The 26,435-nt window shown below is 65.5% G+C and carries 27 protein-coding genes; 10 read left to right on the forward strand and 17 right to left on the reverse strand.

The window, feature by feature from the left end:
* Window positions 1-6 precede the first annotated feature (6 nt).
* Window positions 7-681: an SDR family oxidoreductase gene (locus AC4ELS_RS19780; protein WP_064880261.1), complete on the reverse strand. Its 675-nt coding sequence runs from the start codon at window positions 679-681 to the stop codon at window positions 7-9.
* Window positions 682-758: 77 nt separating this feature from the next.
* Here AC4ELS_RS19780 and ggh point away from each other — a divergent pair, with 77 nt between their 5' ends.
* Window positions 759-2,099, forward strand: a complete 1,341-nt coding sequence (gene ggh / locus AC4ELS_RS19785) for a glucosylglycerate hydrolase (RefSeq protein WP_064880263.1) — start codon at window positions 759-761, stop codon at window positions 2,097-2,099.
* Between the two features lie 5 nt (window positions 2,100-2,104).
* On the opposite strand, the gene AC4ELS_RS19790 is transcribed toward ggh, so the two are convergent.
* The 9 genes from AC4ELS_RS19790 to AC4ELS_RS19830 form a co-directional block, all read right to left on the reverse strand.
* A complete protein-coding gene (locus AC4ELS_RS19790) occupies window positions 2,105-2,587 on the reverse strand; it encodes a MarR family winged helix-turn-helix transcriptional regulator (protein WP_064880265.1) in 483 nt (160 codons plus the stop codon).
* A gap of 76 nt (window positions 2,588-2,663) precedes the next feature.
* Window positions 2,664-3,401, reverse strand: coding sequence for an amino acid ABC transporter ATP-binding protein (locus tag AC4ELS_RS19795; protein ID WP_055119170.1), 738 nt, complete (start codon window positions 3,399-3,401; stop codon window positions 2,664-2,666).
* A complete protein-coding gene (locus AC4ELS_RS19800; protein WP_064957498.1) occupies window positions 3,401-5,173 on the reverse strand; it encodes an ABC transporter substrate-binding protein/permease in 1,773 nt (590 codons plus the stop codon). Before AC4ELS_RS19800 ends, AC4ELS_RS19795 begins: the two co-directional genes overlap by 1 nt.
* A gap of 45 nt (window positions 5,174-5,218) precedes the next feature.
* On the reverse strand, window positions 5,219-5,884 hold the full coding sequence (locus AC4ELS_RS19805; RefSeq protein WP_064880269.1) for a GntR family transcriptional regulator: 666 nt from the start codon (window positions 5,882-5,884) through the stop codon (window positions 5,219-5,221).
* Window positions 5,885-5,973: 89 nt separating this feature from the next.
* A complete protein-coding gene (locus AC4ELS_RS19810) occupies window positions 5,974-6,792 on the reverse strand; it encodes an LLM class F420-dependent oxidoreductase (protein ID WP_082941565.1) in 819 nt (272 codons plus the stop codon).
* Window positions 6,793-6,849: 57 nt separating this feature from the next.
* Window positions 6,850-7,737 carry an Rv0045c family esterase gene (locus tag AC4ELS_RS19815; RefSeq protein WP_499048760.1) on the reverse strand — a complete coding sequence of 296 codons (888 nt, stop codon included), beginning with the start codon at window positions 7,735-7,737 and terminating at the stop codon, window positions 6,850-6,852.
* An 88-nt stretch (window positions 7,738-7,825) separates the two neighbouring features.
* On the reverse strand, window positions 7,826-8,917 hold the full coding sequence (locus AC4ELS_RS19820; protein ID WP_064880273.1) for an inositol-3-phosphate synthase: 1,092 nt from the start codon (window positions 8,915-8,917) through the stop codon (window positions 7,826-7,828).
* 57 nt (window positions 8,918-8,974) lie between these two features.
* Window positions 8,975-9,520 (reverse strand): PadR family transcriptional regulator, encoded by a 546-nt coding sequence (locus AC4ELS_RS19825; protein ID WP_055120968.1) that lies wholly within the window; start codon window positions 9,518-9,520, stop codon window positions 8,975-8,977.
* Window positions 9,521-9,744: 224 nt separating this feature from the next.
* Window positions 9,745-10,617 carry a DUF1707 SHOCT-like domain-containing protein gene (locus AC4ELS_RS19830; RefSeq protein ID WP_448444496.1) on the reverse strand — a complete coding sequence of 291 codons (873 nt, stop codon included), beginning with the start codon at window positions 10,615-10,617 and terminating at the stop codon, window positions 9,745-9,747.
* A 70-nt stretch (window positions 10,618-10,687) separates the two neighbouring features.
* On the opposite strand from AC4ELS_RS19830, the gene AC4ELS_RS19835 reads away from it, so the two are divergent.
* From AC4ELS_RS19835 to AC4ELS_RS19845, 3 genes are all read left to right on the forward strand, one after another.
* Window positions 10,688-11,110, forward strand: a complete 423-nt coding sequence (locus AC4ELS_RS19835) for a DUF5318 domain-containing protein (protein ID WP_036443617.1) — start codon at window positions 10,688-10,690, stop codon at window positions 11,108-11,110.
* 130 nt (window positions 11,111-11,240) lie between these two features.
* Complete coding sequence (locus AC4ELS_RS19840) at window positions 11,241-13,688, forward strand: transglycosylase domain-containing protein (protein WP_082963336.1); 2,448 nt, start codon at window positions 11,241-11,243, stop codon at window positions 13,686-13,688.
* A gap of 32 nt (window positions 13,689-13,720) precedes the next feature.
* A complete protein-coding gene (locus AC4ELS_RS19845; RefSeq protein WP_499048865.1) occupies window positions 13,721-15,373 on the forward strand; it encodes a glycosyltransferase family 87 protein in 1,653 nt (550 codons plus the stop codon).
* A gap of 42 nt (window positions 15,374-15,415) precedes the next feature.
* On the opposite strand, the gene AC4ELS_RS19850 is transcribed toward AC4ELS_RS19845, so the two are convergent.
* The 5 genes from AC4ELS_RS19850 to AC4ELS_RS19870 all read right to left on the reverse strand — a co-directional run bounded on the left by AC4ELS_RS19850 (window position 15,416) and on the right by AC4ELS_RS19870 (window position 18,808).
* A complete protein-coding gene (locus AC4ELS_RS19850) occupies window positions 15,416-16,111 on the reverse strand; it encodes a hypothetical protein (RefSeq protein WP_448444498.1) in 696 nt (231 codons plus the stop codon).
* 59 nt (window positions 16,112-16,170) lie between these two features.
* Complete coding sequence (locus AC4ELS_RS19855; protein ID WP_499048763.1) at window positions 16,171-16,737, reverse strand: hypothetical protein; 567 nt, start codon at window positions 16,735-16,737, stop codon at window positions 16,171-16,173.
* Window positions 16,738-16,868: 131 nt separating this feature from the next.
* A complete protein-coding gene (locus AC4ELS_RS19860; protein WP_499048766.1) occupies window positions 16,869-17,414 on the reverse strand; it encodes a hypothetical protein in 546 nt (181 codons plus the stop codon).
* A 40-nt stretch (window positions 17,415-17,454) separates the two neighbouring features.
* Window positions 17,455-18,123: a hypothetical protein gene (locus tag AC4ELS_RS19865; protein WP_499048769.1), complete on the reverse strand. Its 669-nt coding sequence runs from the start codon at window positions 18,121-18,123 to the stop codon at window positions 17,455-17,457.
* Window positions 18,124-18,199: 76 nt separating this feature from the next.
* Window positions 18,200-18,808, reverse strand: coding sequence for a hypothetical protein (locus AC4ELS_RS19870; RefSeq protein WP_499048771.1), 609 nt, complete (start codon window positions 18,806-18,808; stop codon window positions 18,200-18,202).
* 156 nt (window positions 18,809-18,964) lie between these two features.
* Between AC4ELS_RS19870 and rpsF the strand changes: the two genes are divergently transcribed.
* The 6 genes from rpsF to AC4ELS_RS19900 all read left to right on the forward strand — a co-directional run bounded on the left by rpsF (window position 18,965) and on the right by AC4ELS_RS19900 (window position 24,656).
* Window positions 18,965-19,255 carry a 30S ribosomal protein S6 gene (rpsF, locus tag AC4ELS_RS19875; protein ID WP_018603055.1) on the forward strand — a complete coding sequence of 97 codons (291 nt, stop codon included), beginning with the start codon at window positions 18,965-18,967 and terminating at the stop codon, window positions 19,253-19,255.
* A 69-nt stretch (window positions 19,256-19,324) separates the two neighbouring features.
* Window positions 19,325-19,828, forward strand: a complete 504-nt coding sequence (locus AC4ELS_RS19880) for a single-stranded DNA-binding protein (RefSeq protein WP_055119149.1) — start codon at window positions 19,325-19,327, stop codon at window positions 19,826-19,828.
* A 35-nt stretch (window positions 19,829-19,863) separates the two neighbouring features.
* Window positions 19,864-20,127: a 30S ribosomal protein S18 gene (gene rpsR / locus AC4ELS_RS19885; RefSeq protein ID WP_448444509.1), complete on the forward strand. Its 264-nt coding sequence runs from the start codon at window positions 19,864-19,866 to the stop codon at window positions 20,125-20,127.
* Window positions 20,128-20,138: 11 nt separating this feature from the next.
* Window positions 20,139-20,594: a 50S ribosomal protein L9 gene (rplI, locus tag AC4ELS_RS19890; protein ID WP_064880285.1), complete on the forward strand. Its 456-nt coding sequence runs from the start codon at window positions 20,139-20,141 to the stop codon at window positions 20,592-20,594.
* A gap of 518 nt (window positions 20,595-21,112) precedes the next feature.
* Window positions 21,113-24,187 carry a replicative DNA helicase gene (locus tag AC4ELS_RS19895; protein WP_499048774.1) on the forward strand — a complete coding sequence of 1,025 codons (3,075 nt, stop codon included), beginning with the start codon at window positions 21,113-21,115 and terminating at the stop codon, window positions 24,185-24,187.
* Window positions 24,084-24,656: an LppA family lipoprotein gene (locus tag AC4ELS_RS19900; RefSeq protein ID WP_499048868.1), complete on the forward strand. Its 573-nt coding sequence runs from the start codon at window positions 24,084-24,086 to the stop codon at window positions 24,654-24,656. Before AC4ELS_RS19895 ends, AC4ELS_RS19900 begins: the two co-directional genes overlap by 104 nt.
* Window positions 24,657-24,753: 97 nt before the next feature.
* On the opposite strand, the gene AC4ELS_RS19905 is transcribed toward AC4ELS_RS19900, so the two are convergent.
* A complete protein-coding gene (locus AC4ELS_RS19905; RefSeq protein WP_499048776.1) occupies window positions 24,754-25,233 on the reverse strand; it encodes a hypothetical protein in 480 nt (159 codons plus the stop codon).
* The gene (locus AC4ELS_RS19910) at window positions 25,230-26,261 is read right to left on the reverse strand and encodes a hypothetical protein (protein WP_499048779.1); all 1,032 of its coding nucleotides are present in this window, start codon (window positions 26,259-26,261) and stop codon (window positions 25,230-25,232) included. Before AC4ELS_RS19910 ends, AC4ELS_RS19905 begins: the two co-directional genes overlap by 4 nt.
* Window positions 26,262-26,435 lie beyond the last annotated feature (174 nt).

The following is a 26,435-nucleotide window of genomic DNA, read 5'->3' on the forward strand; positions in this document are numbered from 1 at the left end:
CCCGAATCACCCGGGGCGGACCACGATTTCGTGGACGTGGCCGTCGGGCGGGGTGGTGACGGCGGTCGCCACCAGTCCGGCCACGGTCTCGGGTTTGAGGAACTTCGTGGCGTCGTACTCACCGACGCCATCGCTTTCGTAGGCCACCAGATCGCGCTGCATCTCGGTGTCGGTGCGCCCGGGGAAGATCGAGGTGACCCGCAGCGAAGGTTCGTCCGCGCGCAGTGAGTCGGCGAATGCCCGCAGCGCGAACTTGCTGGCCGAATATGACGCCATTCCGGGCGAAACCTTCTGCCCGGCACCGGAATTGATGAAGACAACGTGCCCGCGGGCGGCGCGCAGGGCAGGCAGCAAGGCCAGCGTGAGCGCCACCGCACCGGTGACGTTCACCTCGAACGACGCCCGCCACTGCTCGGCGATCGACTCGGAAACCCGGCCGGGGTAGAGGACGCCGGCGTTGTGGACCAGTACATCGAGTTCGGCAAGCACCTCGGTGGCCGATTCGATCGAGTCCGCGTCGGTCAGATCCAGCGGCCAGGTCGGCGCGCCGAGTTGTTCGGCGAGCGCGTCGAGGCGGCGCGACGGGCGACCGGCCAGCAGCAGCGTGTGGGTGGGAGCAAGGGCGGCGGCGATGGCCGAGCCGATGCCGCCAGAGGCTCCGGTGATCAATGCAGTCGGCACGACTGCAACGTTACTGTGATGCCGAATGCGACGGGGCCGACCTGCGGACCGGGGCGCGGCGTCGCATCATGGTAGGGATGCCACCGGATCCCAGCTTCGCTCCCACCCAACTCGCCGCGCGCGCCGCCTACCTGCTGCGCGGCAACGACCTGGGTGTGATGACCACTGCCGCGCCGTTGCTGTATCCGCACATGTGGAGCTGGGATGCGGCGTTCGTCGCGATCGGGCTGGCTCCGCTGAGTGTGGAGCGTTCCGTAGTGGAACTCGACACGCTGCTCTCGGCGCAGTGGCGCAACGGGATGATTCCCCACATCGTGTTCGCCAACGGCGTCGACGGCTACTTTCCGGGTCCGGCCAGGTGGGCCACCTCGGCGCTGGCCGCCAACGCGCCGCGGGTCCGGCACACCTCGGGCATCACGCAGCCGCCCGTCCATGCGATCGCCGTGCAGCGCATCCTCGACCACGCCCGCAGCCGAGGCCGGTCCACGCGGGCGGTGGCGGAGACCTTCCTCGATCGACGGTGGGCCGATCTGGTGCGGTGGCACCGCTGGCTGGCCGAGTCGCGGGACCAGGACGGCCACGGCCGCATCACGCTGTACCACGGGTGGGAGTCCGGAATGGACAACTCGCCGCGCTGGGACAGCGCCTACGCCAACGTGGTTCCTGGCAGCGTGCCGGAGTACCAGCGCGAGGACAACGCGATCATCACCGACGCCACCCAGCGGCCGAGCGATCTCGAGTACGACAGGTACCTGTGGCTGCTCGAGGAGATGAAATCCGTTCGCTACGACGATGATCTGCTTCCGAAGGTGATGAGCTTCGCGGTCGAGGATGTGTTCGTCTCGGCGATCTTCTCGGTCGCCTGCCAGGTGCTCGCCGAGATCGGGGAGGACTACAAACGCCCGAACGCCGACGTCCGCGATCTCTACTCGTGGGCCGAGCGTTTCCGGGTCGGCGTTGTCGAGACCACCGACGAACGAACCGGTGCGGCAAGGGATTACGACGTTCGGGCGAAGAGGTGGGTGGCCACCGAGACCGTGGCGCAGTTCGCCCCGCTGCTGTGCGGAGGGCTGCCGCACGAACGCGAACGCGCCCTGTTGCGACTGCTGGAAGGCCCGCGGTTCTGCGGGCATCCGGACCTGAAGTACGCGCTCATCCCGTCGACGTCGCCGGTGTCGCGGGATTTCCGGTCGCGCGAGTACTGGCGCGGCCCGGTGTGGCCGGTGATGACGTGGCTGTTCTCGTGGTGCTTCGCGCGGCGGGGCTGGGCCGAGCGGGCCACGACGCTGCGCCGGGAAGGGTTGCGTCAGGCCAGCGACGGGACTTTCGCCGAGTACTACGAGCCGTTCACCGGGGAACCGCTGGGCAGCATGCAGCAGTCGTGGACCGCGGCTGCGGTGCTGGACTGGCTGGGCTGACCCGGTTACTCAGATTTGGCGTGGGCGGCGGTGGCCTGGTCGTTCTGGCCGGCCAACCGCTCGAGCGGGGCCAGTGCGGTGGCCAGCGTCGCGAGATCGTCGGAGCTCAGGTTGGCCAACCGGGCGGCCAGATCAGCTCGCCGGGCGGCCAGGGATTCGCGGTGCTGCACGAGGCCGCGCGGGGTGACCTCGACGAGAACGGCGCGCAGGTCGGAGGGGTCGCGAGAGCGCTTGACCAACCCGAGCTTCTCGAGCCGGCGGATCGCCACGGTCGTGGTGGGGGTGCGCACGCGCTCACGGGCGGCCAGTTCGGTCATCCGGATCGGGCCCTGGTCGAGCAGGGTGAGCAGGATCGAGAGCTGGGCCAGCGTGAGCTCCCCGGCGGTGCCCTTGTTGGTGTCGCCGCGGCGCAGCACCGAGAAAACCTTGGAGAGTACGCGTTGCAGCTCTCCGGCCAGCTCAGTGACCTGCGGTTCGGGCTCTCCCATAATTCGCTAGTCTAACCTGTCTGACGCTGCCAGGTTGTCAGCTTGTTCCGTTTGATGCAGGGGTTTCACGGCAAACTCACAGCACCTGGGACAGGAAGCGGCGCAGCCGATCTGTCTCGGCCGCTTCGAAGATCTGGTCGGGGGTACCCGACTCGACGACCTTTCCGTGATCCATGAACACCACCGAGTCGGCGGTGGAACGGGCGAAGCCCATCTCGTGGGTGACCGCCAGGATGGTCATTCCTTCGGCGGCCAGCTCGGCGATCAACTCCAGAATCCCCTTGACCAGCTCCGGGTCCAGCGCCGAGGTGGCCTCGTCGAAGAACATCACCTGGGGGGCCATGGCGAGCGCGCGTGCGATGGCGACGCGCTGCTGCTGGCCGCCCGACAGGGTTGCCGGACGTACATCGGCCTTGTGCCGCAGGCCAACCCGATCCAGCTGCTCCAGCCCCACGGTGCGGGCATGTTCGGGGCTGAGCCGCTTGAGCTTTCGCGGACCGAGGGTGACGTTGTCGAGAACGGTCTTGTGCGGGAACAGGTTGAACTGCTGAAACACCATGCCGATGCGCTGGCGCAGTTGATCGGGATTGTCGGTCAGCACCGAGCGTCCGTCGAGCAGGATGTCACCGCGGTCGGGTTCGTACAGGCGGTTGAGGGTGCGCAGCAGCGTCGATTTTCCGGATCCGGACGGGCCGATGATGGCTGTCGTCGTACCGGCAGGCACGTCGAGATCCACCCCGCGGAGCACCGCGTTCGGCCCGAACGACAGGTGAATGTCGTTGGCGGCCAGCGCGACCGGCTGTGGTGCCGACATCAGATCATCTCCTGGGTGGTCGCCGGGGGGAGGGGATCTTCCTCGGCCGGGGGCCGGCCTCTGCGCAGGCGGTTGTCGACGAAGTTCACCAGATGGGTCAGCGGGATCGTCAACAGCAGGTAGAAGAGCCCGGCGGCGACCAGCGGTGACAGATTGCCGGTCTGTGCGTTGAGATCTCGGCCCACCTGGAACAGTTCGCGCTGGCTGGCGACCAGGCCGAGGAAGTACACCAGCGACGAGGCCTTCAGGAGCGAGATGAACTGGTTCATCAATGCCGGCAGCACCCGCCGGATGCCCTGTGGAACGACGACCAATCGCATCGACGAGGCGTAGCTGAAGCCCAGCGCGCGTGAGGCTTCCAGCTGTCCGGCTTCCACGCTCTGGATGCCCGAGCGAAAGATCTCCCCGACGTAGGCCGCTGCCATTAGGCCGAGGGCCGCGATGCCCAGCGGGTAGGGGCTGTTGCCGGTGAGTGATCCGACCACCGGGCCGATGCCCAATCCGATCAACAGGATGATCACCACTTCGGGCAGGCCGCGGAAGATGTCGGTGTATACCCGGGCGGGCCAGCGCAGCCAGCGCGACCGGGAGATGCCCGCGACCGCCAGAACCATGCCGAGTACGAGTCCGATGATGCTGGCGCACACGGTCAGGATGAGCGTGTTGGGCAGTCCGGTACGCAGCAGGTCGGGGATCGCCTGCTTGTAGAGATCCCAGTCCAGGAACGAGTCCGCCAGTTGTGCGAGTGTCGATTTGGGTGCCACCGGACCACCGGCGGCGGGTTTCTCGTTGGCGGCGGCGATCGCGGCGAAATCGGGCAGCTTGGGTTCGGGGGCGGCCTTGGAGCCCGGTTTCCAGCCGGGCGGCAGAGCCCGTGGCACCCAGTCGGAGTACAGCTGGGCCCAGGTCCCGTCGGCGATGACGGCGTCGAGTCCGGAGTTCAGCGCGTCGATCAGGGGCTGGTTCTCCTTGGCCACCGCCCATGCGACGAAGTTGTCCAGGCTGAAGGTGTTTTCGATGATCTGTGCCGGGTCGCCGGGCTGCACGGTGCCCGAGGCCTGTTGTGACGGTGCCACCCAGGCGTCGATCTGCCGGGTCTTGAGGCTGGCGTAGACGGTGTTGTAGTCGGGGAACTTCACCGGCTGCAGGTGCAGGGTGTCTATGACGTACGCCTCCTGCACGGTGCCCTGCACCACGCCGATGCGCTGCCCGGCGGCGAGCTGGCCGAATCCCTTGATCGGTGAGCCGGAGGGCACGACGAGCGAGAAGTAGCCGAAGTCGTAGCCGTTGGTGAAGCCGACGGTGCGTCGCCGGGCGTCGGTGGTGGTGATCGAGCTGGACGCCACATCGAAGCGGCGGGAGGCGGTCTGGGCCAGCAGGCCGGAGAAGTCGGTGCCGACGAAGTTGACCCGAAGGCCGAGCTTGCCTGCGATGGCGCGCAGCAGTTCGTTGTCGAAACCGGTGAACTGTCCGGCCGAGTTGATGCAGATGCTGGGCGGCGCGTCCGACAGCGTGCCGACGGTGAGGACGCCGGGCGTGCCGAGGCCGAGGTTCTCGGGCCGGACCGTGTCCAGGGGTATGACGGTGGCGGTCGTGTACTTGTCGGCGCCGGGTCCGGTTGCCGCGGCGGCAAGGTTGGTGGGCAGTGCGCTCGCGCTGTCGACACCGGGTGGGGCGCACTGGTCGACGTCCGCTCCGGCCGGCGCTGCACACACCAGCCCGAGCAGCATCAGGACCGTGGTCAGCAGCGCGGCCGATCGTCTGGCGTCCATCTGATGCAACCTAGTGGGCGGGCGCCTCGTGATGAGTGATTCCGCTCAAGGGGACCGCAAGTCGCCGAACACTCCGCGCCGGGTCAGCTCGCCGATCATGATCTGCGCCATCTTCTCGGCGCGGTCGGTGCAGGCCTTGCGGGCTCTCTCGGGATCGCGGGCCTGGATCGCCGCCATCTCCTCCTCGTAGCCGGCGAGAAAGTCGGCCTTCGCCTTCGGGTAGCTGATCCAGAACTCCGCGGGCGCAAAGCTCTTACCGGCACGGATGGTGGCGTGCAGGCGCGGCCCGGCGTACTCGTCGTTGATCGAGTCGCGAAACACCCAGCACGCCTCCTGGAAGCCCTTGGTGTCCTTTGCTGAACGCATCATGCGCAACGTGTCATCGAGATGCGCGACCATGCGCGGAGTCGGGTTCGTGGCGCAGCGGGCGGAGGCGATGCCGTTGAGAATTCCGTACAGCTCATGGTGCTCGGCCACTGTGGCCTCGTCGAAGCGGGAGACGAATGCGCCGCGGTGATATCGCGTCGAGAGAATTCCGTCGTGCTCGAGCTGAACCACTGCTTCCTGGATCGGAACGCGGCTGAGCCCGAGGTCACGGACGATCTCGTTGCGGTCGATGCGGTCGCCGGAGCGCAGCTTGCCCGTCATCACCAAATTGATGATGTGCGTGACAACCTGGTCCTTCTCCTTGACCCCGTAATTCTTCGGCACCCTGGTTTATCTCCCCCTATGGCGATTATGTTTCGCCAGTTTCTCACGCGCCCGCCAGTTCGGAGACCTGAGTCGGTTCAGCTCAGTCGCTAAACTTTGCGCGCTCGGTCGTCGCGCCAGCGGCACAGGGCCTCGGCGCCCGTCAGGTCGTAGTCCGGACCGTTGACCCCCACGGTCAGGATGCTGACCCCCAGATCGGCCAGTGCGTCGGCCTCGGCGAGCATCGCGTCGATGCCGCCGGTCTCCTGCACCCCTGCCGAGCGCTGCACGGTCGCCGGGTCGCGGCCGGTGATGCCGCAGTGTTCGGCGAGGACCTCCGCCTTGCCCGGGTAGGTGTTGCGGTCGACGAATGCGTGCCAGATGTCGGCGTGCTCGGCTACCAGGCGCAGAGTCTTGCGTTCCCCCTGACCGCCGATCAGGATCGGGATCTCACGGGTGGGCGCCGGGTTGAGTTTGGCCAGCCGGGCCTCGATCCGCGGCAGAGCTACGGCAAGATCGTCCAGGCGACTGCCTGCGGTGCCGAACTCATATCCGTACTCGTCGTAATCCTTTTGTTTCCAACCGCTTCCGATGCCGAGGATGAGCCGGCCGTCGGAGATGTGGTCGACGGTGCGGGCCATGTCTGCCAACAGTTCCGGATTGCGGTAGGAGTTGCAGCTGACCAGTGCGCCGATCTCGATGCGCGAGGTCTGCTCGGCCCAGGCGCCGAGCATCGTCCAGCATTCGTAGTGCGCGCCTTCGGGGTCGCCGTAGAGCGGGAAGAAGTGATCCCAGTTGAAGGCGATGTCGACCCCGATGTCCTCACAGCGACGCACCGCGTCGCGGATGTGGCTGTAGGTGGGGGAGTGCTGCGGCTGCAGTTGCACGCCGATGCGGATGGGATGGCTCACATGGGTGAGCGTACCCACGAGGACTGCTCTTTGAACCCCCGCAGCGCTCTCCGATGTGATGCGCGGGGCGCCGGATCAGCCCAGTAGGCCGCGCAGGATCTCGACCAGCTTGGCCGGCTGATCGCCCTGCACCGAGTGGCCCGAGTCGGCGACCACGTGGGTGCGCTGGAAACCTGGTGCGCTATTTGCGAACTGCTCGGCGTCGTCGTCGTTGACGAAATAGGAGTTGGCGCCGCGGATCAGGGTGGTGGGCATGGTGATCGCCGGGACGTCGTCCCACAGGCCGTCAAACCCGTCGCCTTTGCGGAAGGTGTCGTAGCGCCACGTCCAGCTGCCGTCCTCGAGCTGCTTGGAGTTGTGGAACACGCCGCGCCGCAAGGAGTTCCGGTCCCGGTGTGGGGCGGCGGCGACGGTCACATCGAGCATGGCCTGAAATGTCGGGAACGTGCGGTTCTCCTGCACGAGGGCGACGGTGCCCATCTGTGCCTTGGTCATCTCGTTGTGCCGCTCGGGGGCCGACGGGGTGACGTCGACCAGCGCGAGTTCGGGAACCAGCCGGGGTTCGGTCGCAGCGATCCGCAGGGCCGTCAACCCGCCGAGCGACATTCCGACGACCAGGCGTGGGTTGGGTGCGTGATCTTCGAGCACCGGAATCAGGCTTGCCGCATTGAGTTTCGGGCCGTAGTCACCGTCCTCGCGCCAGGCCGAGCGGCCGTGGCCGGGTAGATCCACGGCCAGGGCGGGCTCACCGAGTCCGAGGATCACGGTGTCCCAGGTGTGGGCGTTCTGACCGCCGCCGTGCAGGAACACGATCCGCGGAGCGACAGTGCCGAACTTCAGCGCGCTGACGGGCCCCTGTTCGATGCGCTCGACCGGTGGTATCGCGGTTGCGCCGATCTGTTCAGCGTTCTCGTGCAGGAGGCCGAACTCGTCGAGGTCGGTCAATGCGTCGTCGCTCACCACGCCGCCGACCTTACTTCCAAAACGACTCTGCGCCCAGGGCGTAGATGTGCGAGAAGCACACGCCCTGAGCGCAGAGTGAAAGGAGGATCTAGCCGTTGATGAAGGTCTCCAGCTCGATGCGCGCGACGTCGTCGGCGATCTGCTTGGGCGGGCTCTTCATCAGGTAGGCCGAGGCGGCCTCGATGGGGCCGCCGATACCGCGGTCCTTGGCGATCTTGGCGGCGCGCACAGCGTCGATGATCACACCGGCGGAGTTCGGCGAGTCCCACACCTCGAGCTTGTACTCCAGGTTCAGCGGGACGTCACCGAAGGCGCGGCCTTCCAGGCGCACGTAGGCCCACTTGCGGTCGTCGAGCCACGCGACGTGGTCGGACGGGCCGATGTGGACGTTCTTGTCCTCGACCTTGCCGGCCAGCGAGCCGGTCAGGTTGGAGGTGACGGCCTGGGTCTTGGAGACCTTCTTGGACTCCAGGCGCGAGCGCTCCAGCATGTTCAGGAAGTCCATGTTGCCGCCGACGTTGAGCTGGTAGGTGCGGTCCAGCGTGACGCCGCGGTCTTCGAACAGCTTGGCCATGACGCGGTGGGTGATGGTCGCGCCGACCTGGCTCTTGATGTCGTCGCCGACGATCGGGACACCGGCGTCCTCGAACTTCTTGGCCCACACCGGGTCGGAGGCGATGAACACCGGCAGCGCGTTGACGAAGGCCACGCCGGCGTCGATCGCGCACTGGGCGTAGAACTTGTCGGCCTCTTCGGAGCCCACCGGAAGGTAGGAGACCAGGACGTCGACCTTGGCATCCTTGAGCGCCTTGACCACGTCGACGGGCTCGAAGTCGGAGACCTCGATCGTGTCGGCGTAGTACTTGCCGATGCCGTCGAGGGTCGGGCCGCGCTGCACCGTCACGTTGGTCGGCGGCACGTCGGCGATCTTGATGGTGTTGTTCTCGGAGGCGAAGATGGCCTCGGACAGGTCGAAGCCGACCTTCTTGGCGTCCACGTCGAACGCGGCCACGAACTTCACGTCACGCACGTGGTACGGGCCGAACTTCACGTGCATCAGGCCCGGCACGGACGCATTTTCGTCGGCGTTGTGGTAGTACTGCACGCCCTGGACCAGGGACGATGCGCAGTTACCGACGCCGACAATGGCGACCCGGATTTCTCCTGCGTGCTCAGACATGGACGATCTCCTTACTCGTTCTGTGTGCTCGGCCTGGGGCCTTGTGCGGATCGGTGCTCATATGTTTTCCGAGCGCCCCTGGGCCGTACGTTCGGCCGCGATCAACTCGTTGAGCCATTTGACTTCTCGTTCGCTGGACTCCAGGCCCAGTTGGTGCAGCTGACGGGTGTAGCGGTCGAACGAACTGCTGGCCCGCGCCACGGCTTCGCGCAGACCCTCCCGACGTTCCTCCACCTGACGACGCCGGCCCTCAAGGATTCGCATCCTGGCCTCGGCCGGGGTGCGGTTGAAGAAGGCCAGGTGGACACCGAACCCGTCGTCGGAGAAGTTCTGTGGCCCCGTGTCGGCGACCAACTCGGTGAACCGCTGCTTGCCGGCATCGGTCAGCTGATACACCCGCCGAGCGCGACGCACCTTGGTCGGTCCCAAGGGTGCGGCGTCCTCGACGATCAGGCCATCGGCCTGCATGCGCCGTAATGCCGGGTAGAGCGACCCATACGAGAACGCCCTGAACGCCCCCAACAGACCCGTCAATCGCTTGCGCAGCTCGTAGCCGTGCATGGGTGATTCGAGCAAAAGGCCCAGGACTGCGAGCTCCAGCATCGAAAACACCCCTCTCGACAGGTCAGATGGAATTGATCGCTACGACGGATCAACACCTCGCCAAACTGTATCGCGCCGATATATTGCGTGCCAACTGAATGCCACGGATTCACGCGGTTGGCCGTCGATTGGCCGTCGATTGTCACGCTGGAGTGGCGGTCGAGCTCCAGCGTCACGCCAGCGTGACGCTGGGCCCGAACTGCGGCGACGACGGCGCAGCCGGCTCAGCGGTTGGCGGGCCAGAGCTGCTTGGTGGTTCCGTCGGGGTACAGCTCGATGCGGCCGGAGCCGAAATCACTGTTGACGAAGATCTCGACGTTCACCGCCTCGGGGGCGGACGGGTCCTTGCCCGGCCCGATCCGCATCCAGACGTCTTTGACGTCGGCCCGTTTCACCCCGACGGTGTCGGGTGCTCCCCGCAGGATCGCCAGGGTCTTCTCGTAGTCGAACTTGGCCAGGTCGATCAGCCGGTCGTCGCTGTCGATCGTGCTCGGGGACGAACTGGGATCGCCCCAGCCGCCGCGGTAGTAGTAGGTCTGTTTGCGGCGGTTGTCCTGCGGATCGGGCCGGTCCAGCATCGCCATGTCGTCGTGGATGTCGATCTCGAAGCCCAAGGTGTTGCCGAACTTCTGGTGCATCTGCTCGAACAGACCCTTGAACCCGTTGAGCGATTGCAGCTGCGTCGGCGGGGTCAGCACCACCGGGTCGATGCCGTCCGGCACCGCCCCCGGGTCGGGGTTGAAACTCAACGGTGACGGGGTGTTTCCGTACAGACCCCAGCCGATACCGATGCCGAGCACGACCAGTACGACGGCCGAGGCCACCCGCAACCCCCACCCGGAACCGGCTGGTTTGCGAATGCGGGGCAGGCGGGGCTCGGTCAGCGTCGGCATCTTCACCGGCGCATTGGAGTTCTGTAGATCGTCGACCAGGCGGGCCAGGTCTCCGAGGGTCGTGGCGTTGGTGGCCGCCGACACCCGCTGACGGTGTTCTTCCATGGACAACTGGCCTTCACCGAGCGCGTTGTCGAGCACCTTGCAGGTGTCGTTGCGATCGCTGTCTTTGGCCCGGGTGGTCGAGGTCTGCCGAGTTGCCACGGAAGATGATCGTAGGAGGTGTGACGCGGTCGCGCCTCGGTGTCCAAGGGGTCGACGTACTCTGGTCATCGTGCGATTGCAGAGACAGGTGGTGGATTACGCGCTTCGGCGGCGGTCCCTGCTGGCTGAGGTCTATTCGGGGCGCACCGGCGTCTCGGAGGTCTGTGATGCCAACCCGTACCTGCTGCGCGCGGCAAAGTTTCACGGCAAGCAAAGTTCGGTGATGTGTCCGATCTGCCGTAAAGAGCAGCTCACGCTGGTGTCGTGGGTATTCGGTGATCATCTGGGCCCGGTGTCGGGCTCAGCGCGCACCGCGGAGGAGCTGGTGATGTTGGCAACTCGTTACGACGAGTTCGCAGTCCATGTGGTTGAGGTATGCCGCACCTGCAGTTGGAATCATTTGGTCAAGTCATATGTCCTGGGCGCGCCTCGGCCGCCGAAGGCACGTGGCACTCGAGGCACGCGCAAGTCGGCGCGCACGGCCAGTGAATAACGAAGGGCGCCATAGCCGGTCAGCCAACGACATCCGTAGTGCGGCTGACCGCCTCGGCGCGCGCGAAAACCGGCCGCCGGCCCAGAAGCCCCCGGTGCGCGAGAACCCGCCCGCGCGGGAGAAGCCGCCGATGCTGGACAAGCCCCCGGTGCGCGAGAACCGCCCGCCCGCTCGTGAGAATGCGCCCACGGGACGGCCGAACGGTCCCACGGGTCGTCCCGGTCGTCCGGCGGTACCGCCCGATGATCGGCTCACCACGGTGCTGCCGCCGGTGCGTGACGGTGCGCCTGCCCCGCTCGACGTCGTCAGGGCGGCGATGGACGGCACTCCACCGCCGAAACCGCCGCCACCCAAATCTCCGCCTCCGCCGCCGGGAGGCGGCCGCGGGAACGGGCCTTCGGGTCCGTCAGGTCCGTCGGGGTCGAGCCCCAAGACGACCCGGCAGTTCCACATCAACTGGAAGCTGGTCCGACGGCTGTCGATAGCCGCTGTCGTGGCGATGATCTTGCTTCCGCTGGTGACCTTCGGGATGGCGTACATGATCGTCGACGTCCCGCAGCCCGGTGACATCCGCACCAACCAGGTATCGACGATCCTGGCCAGCGACGGCAGCGAGATCGCCAAGATCGTGCCTCCTGAAGGCAACCGCGTCGACGTCGGAATCGACAAGATCCCGGAGCACGTCCGCAACGCGGTGATGGCCGCCGAGGACCGCGACTTCTACACCAATCCGGGCTTCTCGTTCACCGCGCTGTTGCGCGCGATCAAGAACAACCTGGTCGGCGGTGATCTGCAGGGCGGGTCGACCATCACCCAGCAGTACGTCAAGAACGCGCTCGTCGGTGACGAGCGCTCTGGCATCGGCGGTCTGATCCGTAAGGCCAAGGAACTGGTCATCTCGACCAAGATGGCCAGCGAATGGTCCAAAGACGCTGTGATGCAGGCGTATCTCAACATGATCTATTTCGGTCGCGGCTCCTACGGGATCGCGGCGGCCGCCAAGGCGTACTTCGACAAGCCGGTGGAGCAGCTCACCGTCGCCGAGGGCGCACTGATGGCCGCGCTGATCCAGCGTCCCTCGACGCTGGACCCCGCAGTGGATCCGGAGGGCGCCGCCGAGCGGTGGAACTGGGTGCTGGACGGCATGGTCGACATGGGCGCGTTGTCGGCCCAGGAACGCGCCGGCCAGGTGTTCCCGCCGACGGTGCCGCCGGACCAGGCCCGCCAGGCGAATCAGACCACGGGCCCGAACGGATTGATCGAGCGTCAGGTCACCAAGGAACTGCTGGATCTGTTCGACATCAGCGAGCAGGCGCTGAACACCGAGGGTCTGCAGGTCACCACCACGATCGACCCGCAGGCCCAGCAGGCCGCCGAGAATGCGGTGACCAAATACATGGACGGCCAAGACTCCGACATGCGGACCGCGGTGGTGTCCATCGATCCACGTGACGGCGCGGTCAAGGCCTATTACGGCGGTTCGGATGCCAATGGCTTCGACTTCGCCCAGGCCGGTCTGCCGACAGGCTCCTCGTTCAAGGTGTTCGCTCTCGTCGCCGCCCTGCAGCAGGGCATCGGTCTGGGTTATCAGGTCGACAGTGGACCGGTCGAGGTCAACGGCATCAAGATCAGCAACGTCGAAGGTGAAGGGTGCGGCACCTGCTCGATCGCCGAGGCGCTCAAGCGGTCGCTGAACACCAGCTACTACCGGTTGATGCTGAAGCTGGAGCACGGTCCCGAGGATGTCGCCAAAGCGGCCCACGATGCCGGCGTGGCCGAGAGTTTCCCCGGCGTCGAACACACGCTGTCCGAGGACGGCAAGGGCGGCCCGCCCAACAACGGTGTGGTGTTGGGCCAGTACCAGTCCCGGGTGATCGACATGGCTTCGGCGTACGCGACGCTCGCGAACTCCGGCGTCTACCACAAGCCGCACTTCGTCCAGAAGGTCGTGAACTCGTCGGGACAGGTGTTGTTCGACGCGTCCAGCCAGGACAACGGTGAACAGCGGATCGACAAGGCCGTGGCCGACAACGTCTCGTCGGCGATGCAGCCGATCGCCGGCTGGTCGCGCGGGCACAACCTGGCCGGCGGGCGCGCCTCGGCCGCCAAGACGGGCACCAATCAGCTCGGCGATACCGGCGACAACCGGGACGCCTGGATGGTCGGCTACACACCGTCGCTTTCGACCGCGGTGTGGGTCGGTACCTCCGACGGTGTGAAGCCGTTGAAGACGGCAGGAGGGGGCCCCGTCTACGGATCCGGTCTGCCCTCGGACATCTGGAAATCCACGATGGACGGCGCGCTGAAAGGCACCGACAACGAGAAGTTCCCGAAGCCGACCGAGATCGGGGGCTATGCGGGTGTGCCGCAGGCCCCGCCGCCCCCGCCCGCACCGGGTACTCCGGGTGGTCCACCGATCGTGATGCCTTCGGAGACCGTGATTCAGCCGACCATCGAAGTGGCCCCGGGTATCACGATCCCGATCGGCCCCCCGACGACCGTGCCGATCGGACCGCCGCCGGGAGCTCCCGTTGTGCCTGGCGTGCCGGGCGAGCCGGTGCCACCGCCGCCTCCGTGACGGACCAGGTGTCCCCGGCTCCGCCGGTCGAGTTGGATTCGCCGGCCCCGCCGGCCGAACTGGTATCCCCGGCGCCGCCCGCAGAAGACCGACGGAGCGCCGACGACCGCGACCTCCCCAGCCGCAACGACCGGTTGGCCGAGGCGCTGTCGCAGACGGTGGGCGGGCCCGTCGGCCGACATGCGTTGATCGGCCGGTCCCGCTTCATGACCCCGCTGCGGGTGATGTTCATCATCGCCGTGGTGTTCCTGGCATTGGGCTATACGTCCAAGGCCGCGTGCCTGCAGACGACCGGCAGCGGGACCGCTGGTCAGCGGGTGGCCAACTGGGAGAACAACCGGGCCTATTACGAGCTGTGCTATTCCGACACGGTTCCGCTCTACACCGCAGAGTTGTTGAACCAGGGCAAGTTTCCCTACAAGTCCAGTTGGGTCGAGAACGACGCCACCGGCAAGCCGCGCATGCAGTACGACGGCAGTCCGGCGATCCGCTACATGGAATACCCGGTGCTGACGGGGCTCTACCAGTACGTGTCGATGTCACTGGCCAAGACCTATACCGCACTGACGAAGCTGGTGTCGGTCCCGCTCATCGCCGAAGTGGTGATGTTCTTCAACATTGCCGCGTTCGGTTTGGCGCTGGCCTGGTTGGCGACGATCTGGGCCACCTCACGACTGGCCGGCCGGCGGGTGTGGGATGCCGCGTTGGTGGCCGGCTCACCCATCGTGATCTTCCAGGTGTTCACCAATTTCGATGCCCTCGCCACCGCCTCCGCGGCGGGCGCGATGCTGGCGTGGGCCCGTCGAAAACCGGTGTGGGCCGGGGCGCTGATCGGAATCGGGGTGGCGGCCAAGCTGTATCCGTTGCTGTTGTTCGTTCCGCTCGTGCTGCTCGGGTTGCGCACCGGGCGTCTGCGTGAGGTCGGCAAGACGGCGTTGACAGCGGTGGTGACGTGGTTGGTCGTCAACCTGCCGATCATGGTGATGTTCCCGCGCGGATGGTCAGAGTTCTTCCGGCTCAACACCCGTCGTGGTGACGACATGGATTCGCTGTACAACGTGGTGAAATCGTTCAGCGACTGGCAGGGCTTCGATCCGGACCTGGGTTTCTGGCAGCCGCCGACGGTGTTGAACACTGTCACCGCGGTGTTGTTCGCCGCGTGCTGCATTGCGATCGGCTACATCGCACTGACGGCGCCGCAGCGGCCACGGTTGGCGCAACTGGCGTTCCTGGTGGTCGCCACCTTCCTACTGACCAACAAGGTGTGGAGCCCGCAGTTCTCTCTGTGGTTGGTGCCGCTGGCGGTGCTCGCCTTGCCGCACCGCCGAATCCTGTTGGCGTGGATGACCATCGACGCCCTGGTGTGGGTGCCGCGCATGCTCTATCTGTACGGCGAGGCCAACAAGGGTCTCCCCGAGCAGTGGTTCACCACCACTGTGTTGCTGCGTGATCTCGCGGTGATCGCGTTGTGCGCGTTGGTTATTCGTCAGATCTATCGCCCGGACCTCGACCTGGTCCGGCACGGCGGCCGCATCGACGACCCCACCGGTGGGGTGTTCGACAAAGCACCCGATAGCCCGCCGCGGTGGCTGCCGGACTGGCTGCGACCGTCGGCTGACCGGGTGCGTATCGAACCGGCTCCGGAGCCCGAGCTGGTGGACGCCTCGGTTGTCACGCCAGAGTGACGCTCGGCGCCGACAGCCACGCTGGCGTGACAATGGGTGGGCTCAGCCGTGATGTGGCGGGTACCCCGGGTTTTGCACCGGGTACCCCTGAAACGGTGAAAACGGCTGAGGTGGGGTTTCCTCTGGTGCGGCAGGCTGATTGGCCCTGATCCAGGCACCCGTAGCCGGCAGCATGGCCAGTACGAGCGTCGTGAGCACGTAGATGAGAACCACGGTCCAGACCAAGAAAAAGGCGGGGCGGCCATCGCGGGTGGCGTCGGTGTAGGTCGCCGCGAGGCCGACGACAGCGATCGGCACGGCCAGTGCGGAACCGGCGATCACCAGCCCGCGCCCGGCCTTCTTGGGTTTGTAGAGCTTTATCGCGCCGAACAGCCAGAGCAGCCCGTAGCCGCCGATCACCAGAAGATTACCGACGATCGTGCCCAACGCCTCGCCGAGTCCCATCCGGCCGTTGCTCACATCCACAAGCATTGCGACCACCCCTGCCAGAAGGACGCCGAAAACTATCACCGCGGCGACGCCTGCCAGGGCGGCGGCGGCGATCCCGAAGACACCCCTGGCCGGGGCGGCTGGTCCGGATTGCGGTTGGCCGGGCTGGGCGTTTACGACCGGCGGCTGGCCGAACTGTGGGAAACCGCCCTGGTGGGGGAATCCCGGTTGCGGGAATCCGGAGGGCTGCTGTGCGAAGTCGGGCTGGCCACCCGACCCCGGCCGGTAGGGCCCGTACGGATCGTTCACACCGCCTCCTCGAAGTCCACGTTCACACGGGCCGCGGTAGGCACGAGATCCGCACCGCTTCAACCCCGGTATGGCGGATAGTACTGCGGAGCAACTGGATCCTGCTTCGCCTGGATCCAGGCTTTCGTCGAGGGCAGCATCGTCAGGACCAGCGTTCCGATCGGGAAGGCGAAGTCCAGCAATGCGATTGTGACGATGGCGCCCGCGCTGGGTTCGGCGTTGGTGAATCCTTCGATCAGAAAGAGCGCACCGGCCAGCATGATCGCGGCACATCCGCCGGCGATGATCCCGCGGCTGATTGCCTTGCGTCGCCACAGCTGTATTGCTCCGGTCACGAGTGCCAGTCCGGAGGCGATACACAACAGAGCAACCGTGGCAGCCGGCACCTCGGAACGATGCCTGCTGATCACCGCGACCATGATCAGGATGCCCAGGACGAGTCCGGCAAGTCCGCCCAGTAGCGCCAGGATGGCGGCGATGGTCCCGGTGGCACCGCTCGGGACGCTCGACGGGGCCGGCTGATGGACGCTCGGGTAGCTGGGTTGGCCGAACCCGGGCTGGTGGGAGAAGACCGGCGGCGGCGTCTCGAAAACGGGCTGTTGTGAGAAGGCCGGTTGTTCCGACATTCCCTGATCGACGGGACCACTGGGAAACGTCACAGATCCCCCCGGAGTCTCAAAGGCTGACAGGGCCCAGCCTATCTGGACTGCCGCGGGCACAGTGCCAGTGTCGTTCGCGCAGCCCGAGCCCGTCGGCGTCAGGTCGCGGCAACCAGATCCTGTTTCGCCCGGATCCACGCCGCGGTCGACGGGAGCAATGCCACCACGAGGGTGGCGATCGGCAGAATCAGACTCAGGACTGCCAGTCCGCTGATGGCGTAGGACCCGTAGCGGGCTGTCGTGGCCAGACTCAGTCCGAGGCTGATCAGGCTGCCGAGGATGATCAATACGCAGCCGCTGACGATCAGTCGGCGTCCGATCATCTTGCGTCGCACCAGCGCCACGGTGCCGGCCAGAAGCAGGATTCCGCAGACGACGCTCAGCAGCGTCGCGAGGACGGTCAACGCCAGCGCACCGGGGGTTCTGAGGGCCAAAGTCCGTAGGCCCGTGTCTCCTGCCAGTGCGGCCAGACCGCTCAGCCCGATGATGCCGTTGCTGAGAGTCAGCAGTGCACCGATCCCGGACAGGACAGCAGTGATGATCGCTGTGAGCGCGCCCGGCGCGGCCTCCGGATGGCCCTCGGATCGGGATTCGACGAGCGCGGACTCGGGGTGTTGCCCCTCGGATCCGTGGGGAGAGGTCACTGCTGCTCCGATCGTGGGTGGTTGGTGGGGGTGTACGGAATCAGCCCAGGTACGGCGGATACGGCTGGGGCGCAATCGGATTCTGCTTCGCCCGGATCCAGGCAGCTGTCGACGGCAGTAGTACCAGCACGAGAGTCGCGATCGGGAAGATCACACCCACGAGATCCGCAGCGACGCCGCGGTCGTACTCATAGTCCGCGATCGCCGATGGCGTCCAGGTGAGATTGATCAGGGTGCTCAGAATGGATGCCGAACAGCCTGCGGCCACGAGCCACCGCCCAATCATCTTGCGTAGCAACAACGTCACCGTCCCGATCAGAAGCAGCACTCCGGCGACGATGTTCAGCCCCGTGATGGCGACCAGGGGTGTCCATGCGCTTCCGGCAGCATCGGACGTTTCGTCTATCAGTATCGAAAGCCCGAAGGCCATGAAGAGGCCCCCTACAACGTTCGCCAAGCCGCCGAGGCCCGCAAGGACACCCGCGATGATGCCGGTGACCCCACTCGAAGGCACCGGGGCTGAGGGCAGCATGCCATAGGGCTGTTGCGGGTAGCCCGGCGGCGGATAGCCGGGTTGCTGCGGGTAGCCCGGCGGCGGATAGCCGGGTTGCTGCGGGTAGCCCGGCGGCGGCGGCGGGTAGCCAGGCTGCTGCGGATAGCCGGGCTGGCCGGGAAGCCCCTGACCGTACGGCCCATTGGGATACGTCACGGTTCCCCCGACCCTCGAAGTTTTACAGGCTCACCATATTCCGGTTTGGGTGACTCAGAGCGGCTTTGGCCTCGGGTCAACCCCAGCCCGGGTGCTGCGGGTAGGGCTGGGGCGCAACTGGATTCTGTTCGGCTTCGATCCACGCGGTCGTCGACGGCACCAGGGCCAACACCATCGTCACGACGGGGAAGACGGTCCCCACCACAGCGAAGATCTCACGGGCGTGGTAGCCGTAGGACGACGCTTCGGCAGCGGTCACGCCGAAGATGAGCAGGGTGCTCACGATTGCCAGCGCGCATGACCCGACCACGAGCCATCGGCCTCGCATCTGCCGTTCGCGCAGCTTCACCGCTCCGATGGCACACATCACTCCGAAGGCGGCATTGAGCGCGGTCACGATGATCAGAAACGCGAGCTCGGCACCGGAGCCGCTGGAGCTGGTGGCCCATGCGGCGACTGCGATCGCCGCCAGAACGCTGGTCCCGATGCCTGCAACAGCGCCGAGCGCCGCGAACACGGCCGCGGTGATCCCCGTGGCCCCGCTGGGTTCCACGGACGGTCCTGCGCTGGGAAGTTGTTGCGGATGGCTGAAGAGTGGTGGCAATGGCTGTTGCGTGTAACTGGGCTCCGGATAGCCGGACTGGTCGGGGAACTCCTGGCCGAAGGGCGAATTGGGATAGGTCACAGATCCCCTCGATCTTGACGTCGGATGGCCCGCATCGCACGGATTTCGCAGATCAGGGCTATTTCCGGTAGCCTAACCCGGTTGCCGACGCAGGCGACCCTCCTGCCACGGAATTCGCCGTGGCCGTACACGACCAGAGGAGGTGATGAGGTTCTAATGCGTCCATACGAAATCATGGTCATTCTCGACCCCACACTTGACGAGCGCACCGTAGCTCCGTCGTTGGAGACGTTCCTGAACGTCATCCGCAAGGATGGCGGTTCTGTCGACAAGGTCGACATCTGGGGACGCCGCCGGCTGGCCTACGAGATTGCCAAGCACGCCGAGGGCATCTACGCCGTTGTCGACGTCAAGGCTGAACCGGCCACCGTGTCCGAGCTCGACCGTCAGCTCAACCTGAACGAGTCCGTGCTGCGGACCAAGGTGATGCGGACCGACAAGCACTAAAGGCTGTCAGTCGTCGGCGGGGCTACGTAGGCTTCGCGCAAACGGACATGCCTATCCCAGGAGGATCTCGTGGCTGGTGACACCACCATCACAGTTGTCGGAAACCTGACCGCTGACCCGGAACTGCGTTTCACTCCGTCTGGCGCAGCAGTCGCCAACTTCACCGTCGCCTCGACGCCGAGGATGTTCGATCGGCAGAGCAACGAGTGGAAGGACGGCGAGGCGCTGTTCCTGCGGTGCAACATCTGGCGTGAGGCGGCCGAGAACGTGGCCGAGAGCCTCACCCGGGGTTCGCGGGTGATCGTCACCGGCCGGCTCAAGCAGCGTTCCTTCGAAACCCGCGAGGGTGAGAAGCGCACCGTTGTCGAGGTCGAGGTCGACGAGATCGGTCCGTCCCTGCGCTACGCCACGGCCAAGGTCAACAAGGCCAGCCGTAGTGGCGGCGGCGGTGGTGGTGGCTTCGGTGGTGGTGGCGGCGGAGGTTCGCGCCAGGCCGAGCCCAAAGACGATCCGTGGGGCAGTGCGCCGGCGTCGGGCTCCTTCAGTGGAGCCGACGACGAGCCGCCGTTCTGATCAACAACGAAATTTTTGCAAGGAAGAGATAACCAATGGCCAAGTCGAATACCAAGCGGCGGCCGGCACCGGAAAAGCCGGTCAAGACCCGCAAGTGCCTGTTCTGCTCCAAGAAGGGCAAGGGGCAGATCATCGATTACAAGGACACCGCGCTGCTGCGCACCTACATCAGCGAGCGCGGCAAGATCCGTGCCCGCCGGGTGACCGGCAACTGCGTCCAGCACCAGCGCGACGTTGCCGTCGCGGTGAAGAATGCCCGCGAGGTGGCTCTGCTGCCGTTCGGCTCGTCGACGCGGTAGGGGGCAGACCAATGAAGCTGATTCTCACCGCTGAGGTTGAGCACCTGGGCGTCGCAGGCGACGTCGTTGAGGTCAAGGACGGCTACGGCCGTAACTACCTGCTGCCCCGTGGGCTGGGCATCGTGGCCTCCCGCGGCGCCGAGCGCCAGGCCGAGGAGATCCGCCGGGCCCGCGAGGCCAAGTCGATCCGCGGCGTCGAGCATGCCAACGAGCTCAAGACCGCGCTCGAAGGTCTGGGCGAGGTGTCGCTGCCGGTTCACGCCGCTGCCGACACCGGCAAGCTGTTTGGTTCGGTCACCGCGGCTGACGTCGTCGCCGTGATCAAGAAGGCCGGCGGCCCGAACCTGGACAAGCGCACGGTGCAGCTGCCCAAGGCGCATATCAAGTCGGTCGGCACGCATCCGGTCACCGTGAAGCTTCACACCGGGGTCGAAGCCAAGGTGTCGCTGAACGTCGTCGCTGAGTGAGTAAACCCGCCGCGGAGTAATCCGTAGCGGAGCGATTCCGCCGGCACTCAATCGCCCGGGTGGGGACCTGCAAAGGTTTCCACCCGGGCGTTTGCTGTATCTCTGGCGAACTCGTTGCGGGAAACTCTGGACAGCGAAGCTAACTCGGTGTTAACCCGCCGGGTCCCGGGGCGCAACACAACACGCCCGGGACGGCAACCCGGCACGACACGCCGAAGAACTTCCCATACACAAACACTGACAACCCCTATGGCACCCTGACCAGGGAAAACAAAAGATCGCTCGGGAATGATCCACAGGTTCTCCCCAGAGGCTCAACACCGCGACCGAGACCTATCCCCACACCATCCACAGGTTGATCAACAGGGGTGGTTTCGGGCGGCTCCAGCAACGTCTACCGTGATGCGTCGCGGCGCCGTCACGAAGCTTTGTCGCCGACGTGTTTTACAGTTGCAGTACCGATTCGAATAAACGTTCGAGCTTGTCTGAGGCGGGTCTCGGAAGGGGGTGGGGAGTCCGTGGCGGTGGTGGACGACCTGGGGCATCCGGATTCGGAGATGGATGGCCCTCCGCCTGGGGAGGACTTCGGCCGGCAGCCGCCGCAGGACATGGCGGCCGAGCAGGCGGTCCTGGGCGGCATGCTGTTGAGCAAGGACGCGATCGCGGACGTCCTCGAGCGTTTGCGTCCTGGCGACTTCTACCGCCCGGCACACCAGAACGTCTACGACGCGATCCTGGACCTCTACGGCCGGGGTGAGCCCGCCGACGCGGTCACCGTGGCGGCCGAGCTGGACCGGCGTAGTCTGCTGCGCCGCATCGGCGGGGCGCCGTATCTGCACACGCTGATCTCCACCGTGCCCACTGCGGCCAATGCGGGTTTCTACGCCGGCATCGTGGCCGAGAAGGCCCTGCTGCGCCGGTTGGTGGAGGCCGGCACCCGGGTGGTCCAGTACGGCTATGCCGGGGCCGACGGCGCCGATGTCACGGATGTCGTCGACCGGGCCCAGGCCGAGATCTACGACGTGACCGAGCGACGCGCCTCGGAGGACTTCGTCGCGCTCGAAGACCTACTGCAGCCCACGATGGACGAGATCGACGCCATCGCTTCGCAGGGCGGTATCTCGCGTGGTGTGCCCACCGGGTTCACCGAATTCGACGAGATCACCAACGGCCTGCACCCCGGGCAGATGATCATCATCGCGGCGAGACCTGGCGTGGGGAAGGCACTCGCACTCGATACCCCGCTCCCGACACCGAACGGTTGGACCACGATGGGTGACGTCGCCGTGGGCGACCATCTCATTGGTGCCGACGGTGAGCCCACGCGAGTTGTGGCGGCCACCGAGGTCATGCTTGACCGACCGTGTTTCGAGGTCGAATTCTCCGACGGCACAGTGATCGTCGCCGATGCCCAGCACCAATGGCCGACGGGCGACGGCATTCGCACCACCACTCGGCTGCGCCCGGGCCTGCACACCATTGCTGCGCCCACCTCGGGTGGGGGAGCGGCGGTGCTGACGCCGGTCTGCCAGGTGGCGGCGGTGCGGCGGCTACCCAGCGTGCCGGTCCGGTGTGTCGAGGTCGACAATGCTGCGCATCTGTACCTGGCGGGTCCGGCCATGGTGCCGACGCACAACTCCACCCTCGGCCTGGATTTCATGCGGTCGTGCTCGATCAAGCACCGGATGGCCAGCGTCATCTTCTCGCTGGAAATGAGCAAGTCCGAGATCGTGATGCGACTGCTCTCGGCCGAGGCGAAAATCAAACTGGCCGATATGCGTTCGGGCCGGATGAGCGATGACGACTGGACCAAGCTGGCCCGTCGGATGAGTGAGATCAGCGAGGCGCCGCTCTACATCGACGACTCGCCGAACCTGACCATGATGGAGATCCGGGCCAAGGGGCGACGGCTCGCGCAGAAGGCGGATCTGAAGCTCGTGGTCGTCGACTACATGCAGCTGATGAGCTCGGGCAAGAAGTACGAGTCACGCCAGCAGGAAGTGTCGGACTTTTCCCGAAGCCTCAAACTGATGGCCAAGGAACTCGAAGTGCCGGTGATCGCGATCAGCCAGCTCAACCGTGGTCCCGAGCAACGTACCGACAAGCGTCCCCAGGTCTCTGATCTTCGTGAGTCGGGCTGCCTGACGGCGAACACGCGAATTCTGCGCGCCGACAACGGTGCTGAGGTTACCTTCGGTGAGCTGATGGCGACCGATGAGCGTCCGCTCGTGTGGTCGCTCGACGAGCAAAAGCGCATGGTGGCGCGGCCGATGACCAACGTGTTCCCCAGTGGACGCAAGGAAGTCTTCACGCTGCGGATGGCATCGGGCCGCGAGGTGGAGGCCACTGCCAACCATCCGTTCCTGACGTTGGAAGGCTGGGTGCCGTTGGGCGAGTTGGCGGTGGGAGATCGGTTGGCGACGCCGCGACGGGTGCCCGAGCCGGTGCAGACCGAGCGGATGCACGACTCCGAGGTGATCCTGTTGGCGCACATGATCGGTGATGGTTCGTGTGTGAAGCGACAGCCGATCCGTTACGCCAGTGTCGACAAGGCGAATCTGCTTGAGGTGGAGATCTCGGCGCTGCATTTCGGAGTGACTGCGGTCCGGGACGAGTACCCGGCGGCCCGCGTCACGACGATGCGGTTACCGGCGCCCTATCGGTTGACGCACGGCAAGCGCAATCCGATCGCCGCGTGGCTGGACAAGCTGGGATTGTTCGGTAAGCGCAGCCATGAGAAGTTCGTTCCCAAAGAGGTTTTCGCGCTGCCCAATGACCAGGTGGCGTTATTCCTCCACCACCTGTGGGCTACGGATGGCTCCGTGCGTTGGGATGCGACGGTGGGGCAGGCGCGCATCTACTACGCCACGACGAGTCGGCAGCTCGCCGATGATGTGACTCAGTTGTTGTTGCGAGTCGGTGTGTACGCGCGAATCAAGCGCGCCAAGAAAGTTGGATACCGCGACTGCTGGCATGTGCTCATCTACGGGGGAGACAACCAGCACCGATTCCTGGCGCACGTCGGTGTGAACGGAGAGCGCGGGATCAAAGCGCGCGAGGTGTTGGCGCATCTTGACGTTGCCACCCGCAACCCTAACCTCGACACTGTGCCCAAAGAGGTTTGGCAGCAGGTGAAGTCAGCACTCGTACGGGAAGGCATGACGCATCGGCAGTTCGCCACGGCGATGGGCACGAAGTTCTGCGGCTCGGCCATGTGGAAGCACGCACCGAGCAGGTCGCGGTTGCACCGGGCGGCTGCCGTGCTCAACGACCTCGAACTGCACGACCTGGCCGTCAACGACGTTTTCTGGGACGAGGTCGTCGAGATCACCAGCATCGGCGAGCACGATGTCTACGACGGAACCGTGCCCGGAACGAGTAACTTTGTGGCGCAAGGTATTACAGCCCATAATTCGCTCGAACAAGATGCGGATATGGTCCTGCTTCTGCACCGTCCCGACGCGATCGACCGGGAAGACCCGCGCGGTGGTGAAGCCGACATCATCCTGGGCAAACACCGTAACGGTCCGACCGCGAATATCACTGTGGCGCACCAGCTGCACTTCTCACGGTTCACGAATATGGCGCGCTAGGTGTAATTCCTATAAGCCCACCGATGCCGGCCAAGCCAGCCAAGCGGCAGACGCTCTGAAAACCCTGCCGTCACTTGAAGATACACACACGCAAGTGGAGTTCGCGATCGTGAAGCTCGGTCAGCAGATCACCGCCATCGCTCCGTCTGTGACATGGGAATGGCGACGTACAGACAGCAGAGGTGGCTGCAATCCACCGTACGAGCAGTCCGATGGCCAATTGATACTGCTACGAAACTACGTATCCGACACCCCAATTCCCGAGCAGAACTGGAAGCAGGCTGTCGATCTGGCGCAACAAGCCGCCTCTTCATTGGGCGCAACTGAACTCACCGTATTCAAGGACCACCCCAACGATCACGACCTGCAATTCAGCAGCGAAGCGGGGACAACGCTGCGCTTCGGATCCCAAGCCACAGCACTGATCACAGGCAGCACCGGGTGCAGACTGCCAAGCAAGTACAGGTAACAGCCTGAGTGTCGTCTGCAGTGCGCTGAGCTGCTTACCAAATTAGTTACGGCACCCACCCACCCGGTTAAGTCGTCGAGGTCGATCGGCTCGGTCGTCACGGCAGTTCCCTCGGGCGTCCATCGAGCAGAGTGGTGATGACGGCTTCGAGCCGGTGGGCGGTCATGTCGTGCAGGCGAAGGGATTTCGGGCCGACGGATTCGTCGGTGTAGAAGTACAGGAGTCGTGTGCCGTTGGTGTGTTTTTGCTGCGCCAGCTGGCGAGCCTGATCCATCGGGAACAGCCACACGCTGTCGGTCGATATGTTCACGCACGCCAGCCATTGCGCTGGAGAGTCATCGGGGAATGGCCAGCTGAGCAGCAGCTTGCCCTTGCCGCCGGCTGGCTTGGGTGAGACGTTCGCCTTCACCTGAATCGTGGAGGCTGTCTGATGACCGGGCACGTACATCACCAGGTCGATACCGGAGTCGGTGGTCAGCCGGGCGCTGTCGATGCCGAGCTTGAGCAGCTGGTATTGCACCAACAGTTCGCCCGCTGCGCCGATCGCCTGGGTGCCGAGTTTGACTGCCGCCGTCATCGGTTCATGGTGTCAGGCTTGCAAATCCCGCACTTCGGGATGGCGCTGCGCACGCTGTCGGACGCCCACGTTTCGACGGCGGTCAACTGTTCGGCGCACACCTTTACGTACGGTCCCGTCCACGCTCCCTTGTGCGGGTTCTGTCCGCTGATGGTGCGGCAGTGGGCGTGGTGCAGCCGCGCGGCGGACACGCTGTGGTTGCGGGCGATGTTGACGACGTAGCCGTGTGGGTGGTCTGCGAGCCAGGCGAGATAGCCGGCGTCGTCATCGCGGAACTCGCGCGCGTGTGGGTGCTGATCGCTTACAGCGTCGAGCCGTTCCACGTGGGGGATCTCGTCGGCGGGTAGCTGTGGTGCGTCGAACGCGTTGGTTGGGTCGATCGTCATCTGTCCGGGCGAGGCGTAGATGGCGACCAGCACCGTGTTGCCGGCAGCTCGGTCGACGGTGCAGTGCATGCCGAGTTCAGTGATCCTGCCGTCGAGGGGATGCCATGCACGGTCTGGTCGGGTTCGACCCAGGAGCGAGTCGAGCGCGTCGATTGTCTGTTTCCAGAGGTTCAGCCAGTTGCGGCGGGGACCGAGCACGAAGGACAATTCGAGCCGAACCGGTCCGGGCGGCAACTCCACGGCCGCCGATACGGCGGCGTGGATCTCGTCCTTGTAGGCGACGCTCGATGCCGATGCGGTGGTCCTTGCGACCAGCACATCGCCCGCAGGTGCGGTCACCTCTCGTGCAGGCCCGATGCGCACTGTCGACCGCTCGCTGTGCTGCTTCGTGCACCACACTGACACCAGATTGGAATCGCGAAGTCGAGAGGCGAGTGGATAGGCGTAGTTGTCGAGGTCTCCCGCGTCGAGGAGGTTTCGCGAACTGGGCAATCCGACATCGAGGCGCAGCGCCCAGGGGCCGTTGATCCGTGAGGTTGCGACCAACGCCTCTGTGTCATCCAGGTACGCCCGTAGTCGAACTTGGTCTGGATCGTCAGCCTTGTTCCACGACGCCAGCCGCGGCACGCACCTCAGCTCCACGGGGTCTCCTTCGGGACGTGCAAACCAGCGCATCGACACAATCTAACGAGACGTACCGACATTCTTGAGCCGAAATCCGCCCCCGAATCAGAGCAGCAGCGGAGCAAATCTGCACAGAGACTTGCCTTGGAGGCTGCGACTAGCGAGTTGGCGTGAACTGTTGCGGGATCCTCC

Source organism: Mycobacterium shunyiense (genome assembly GCF_058270035.1).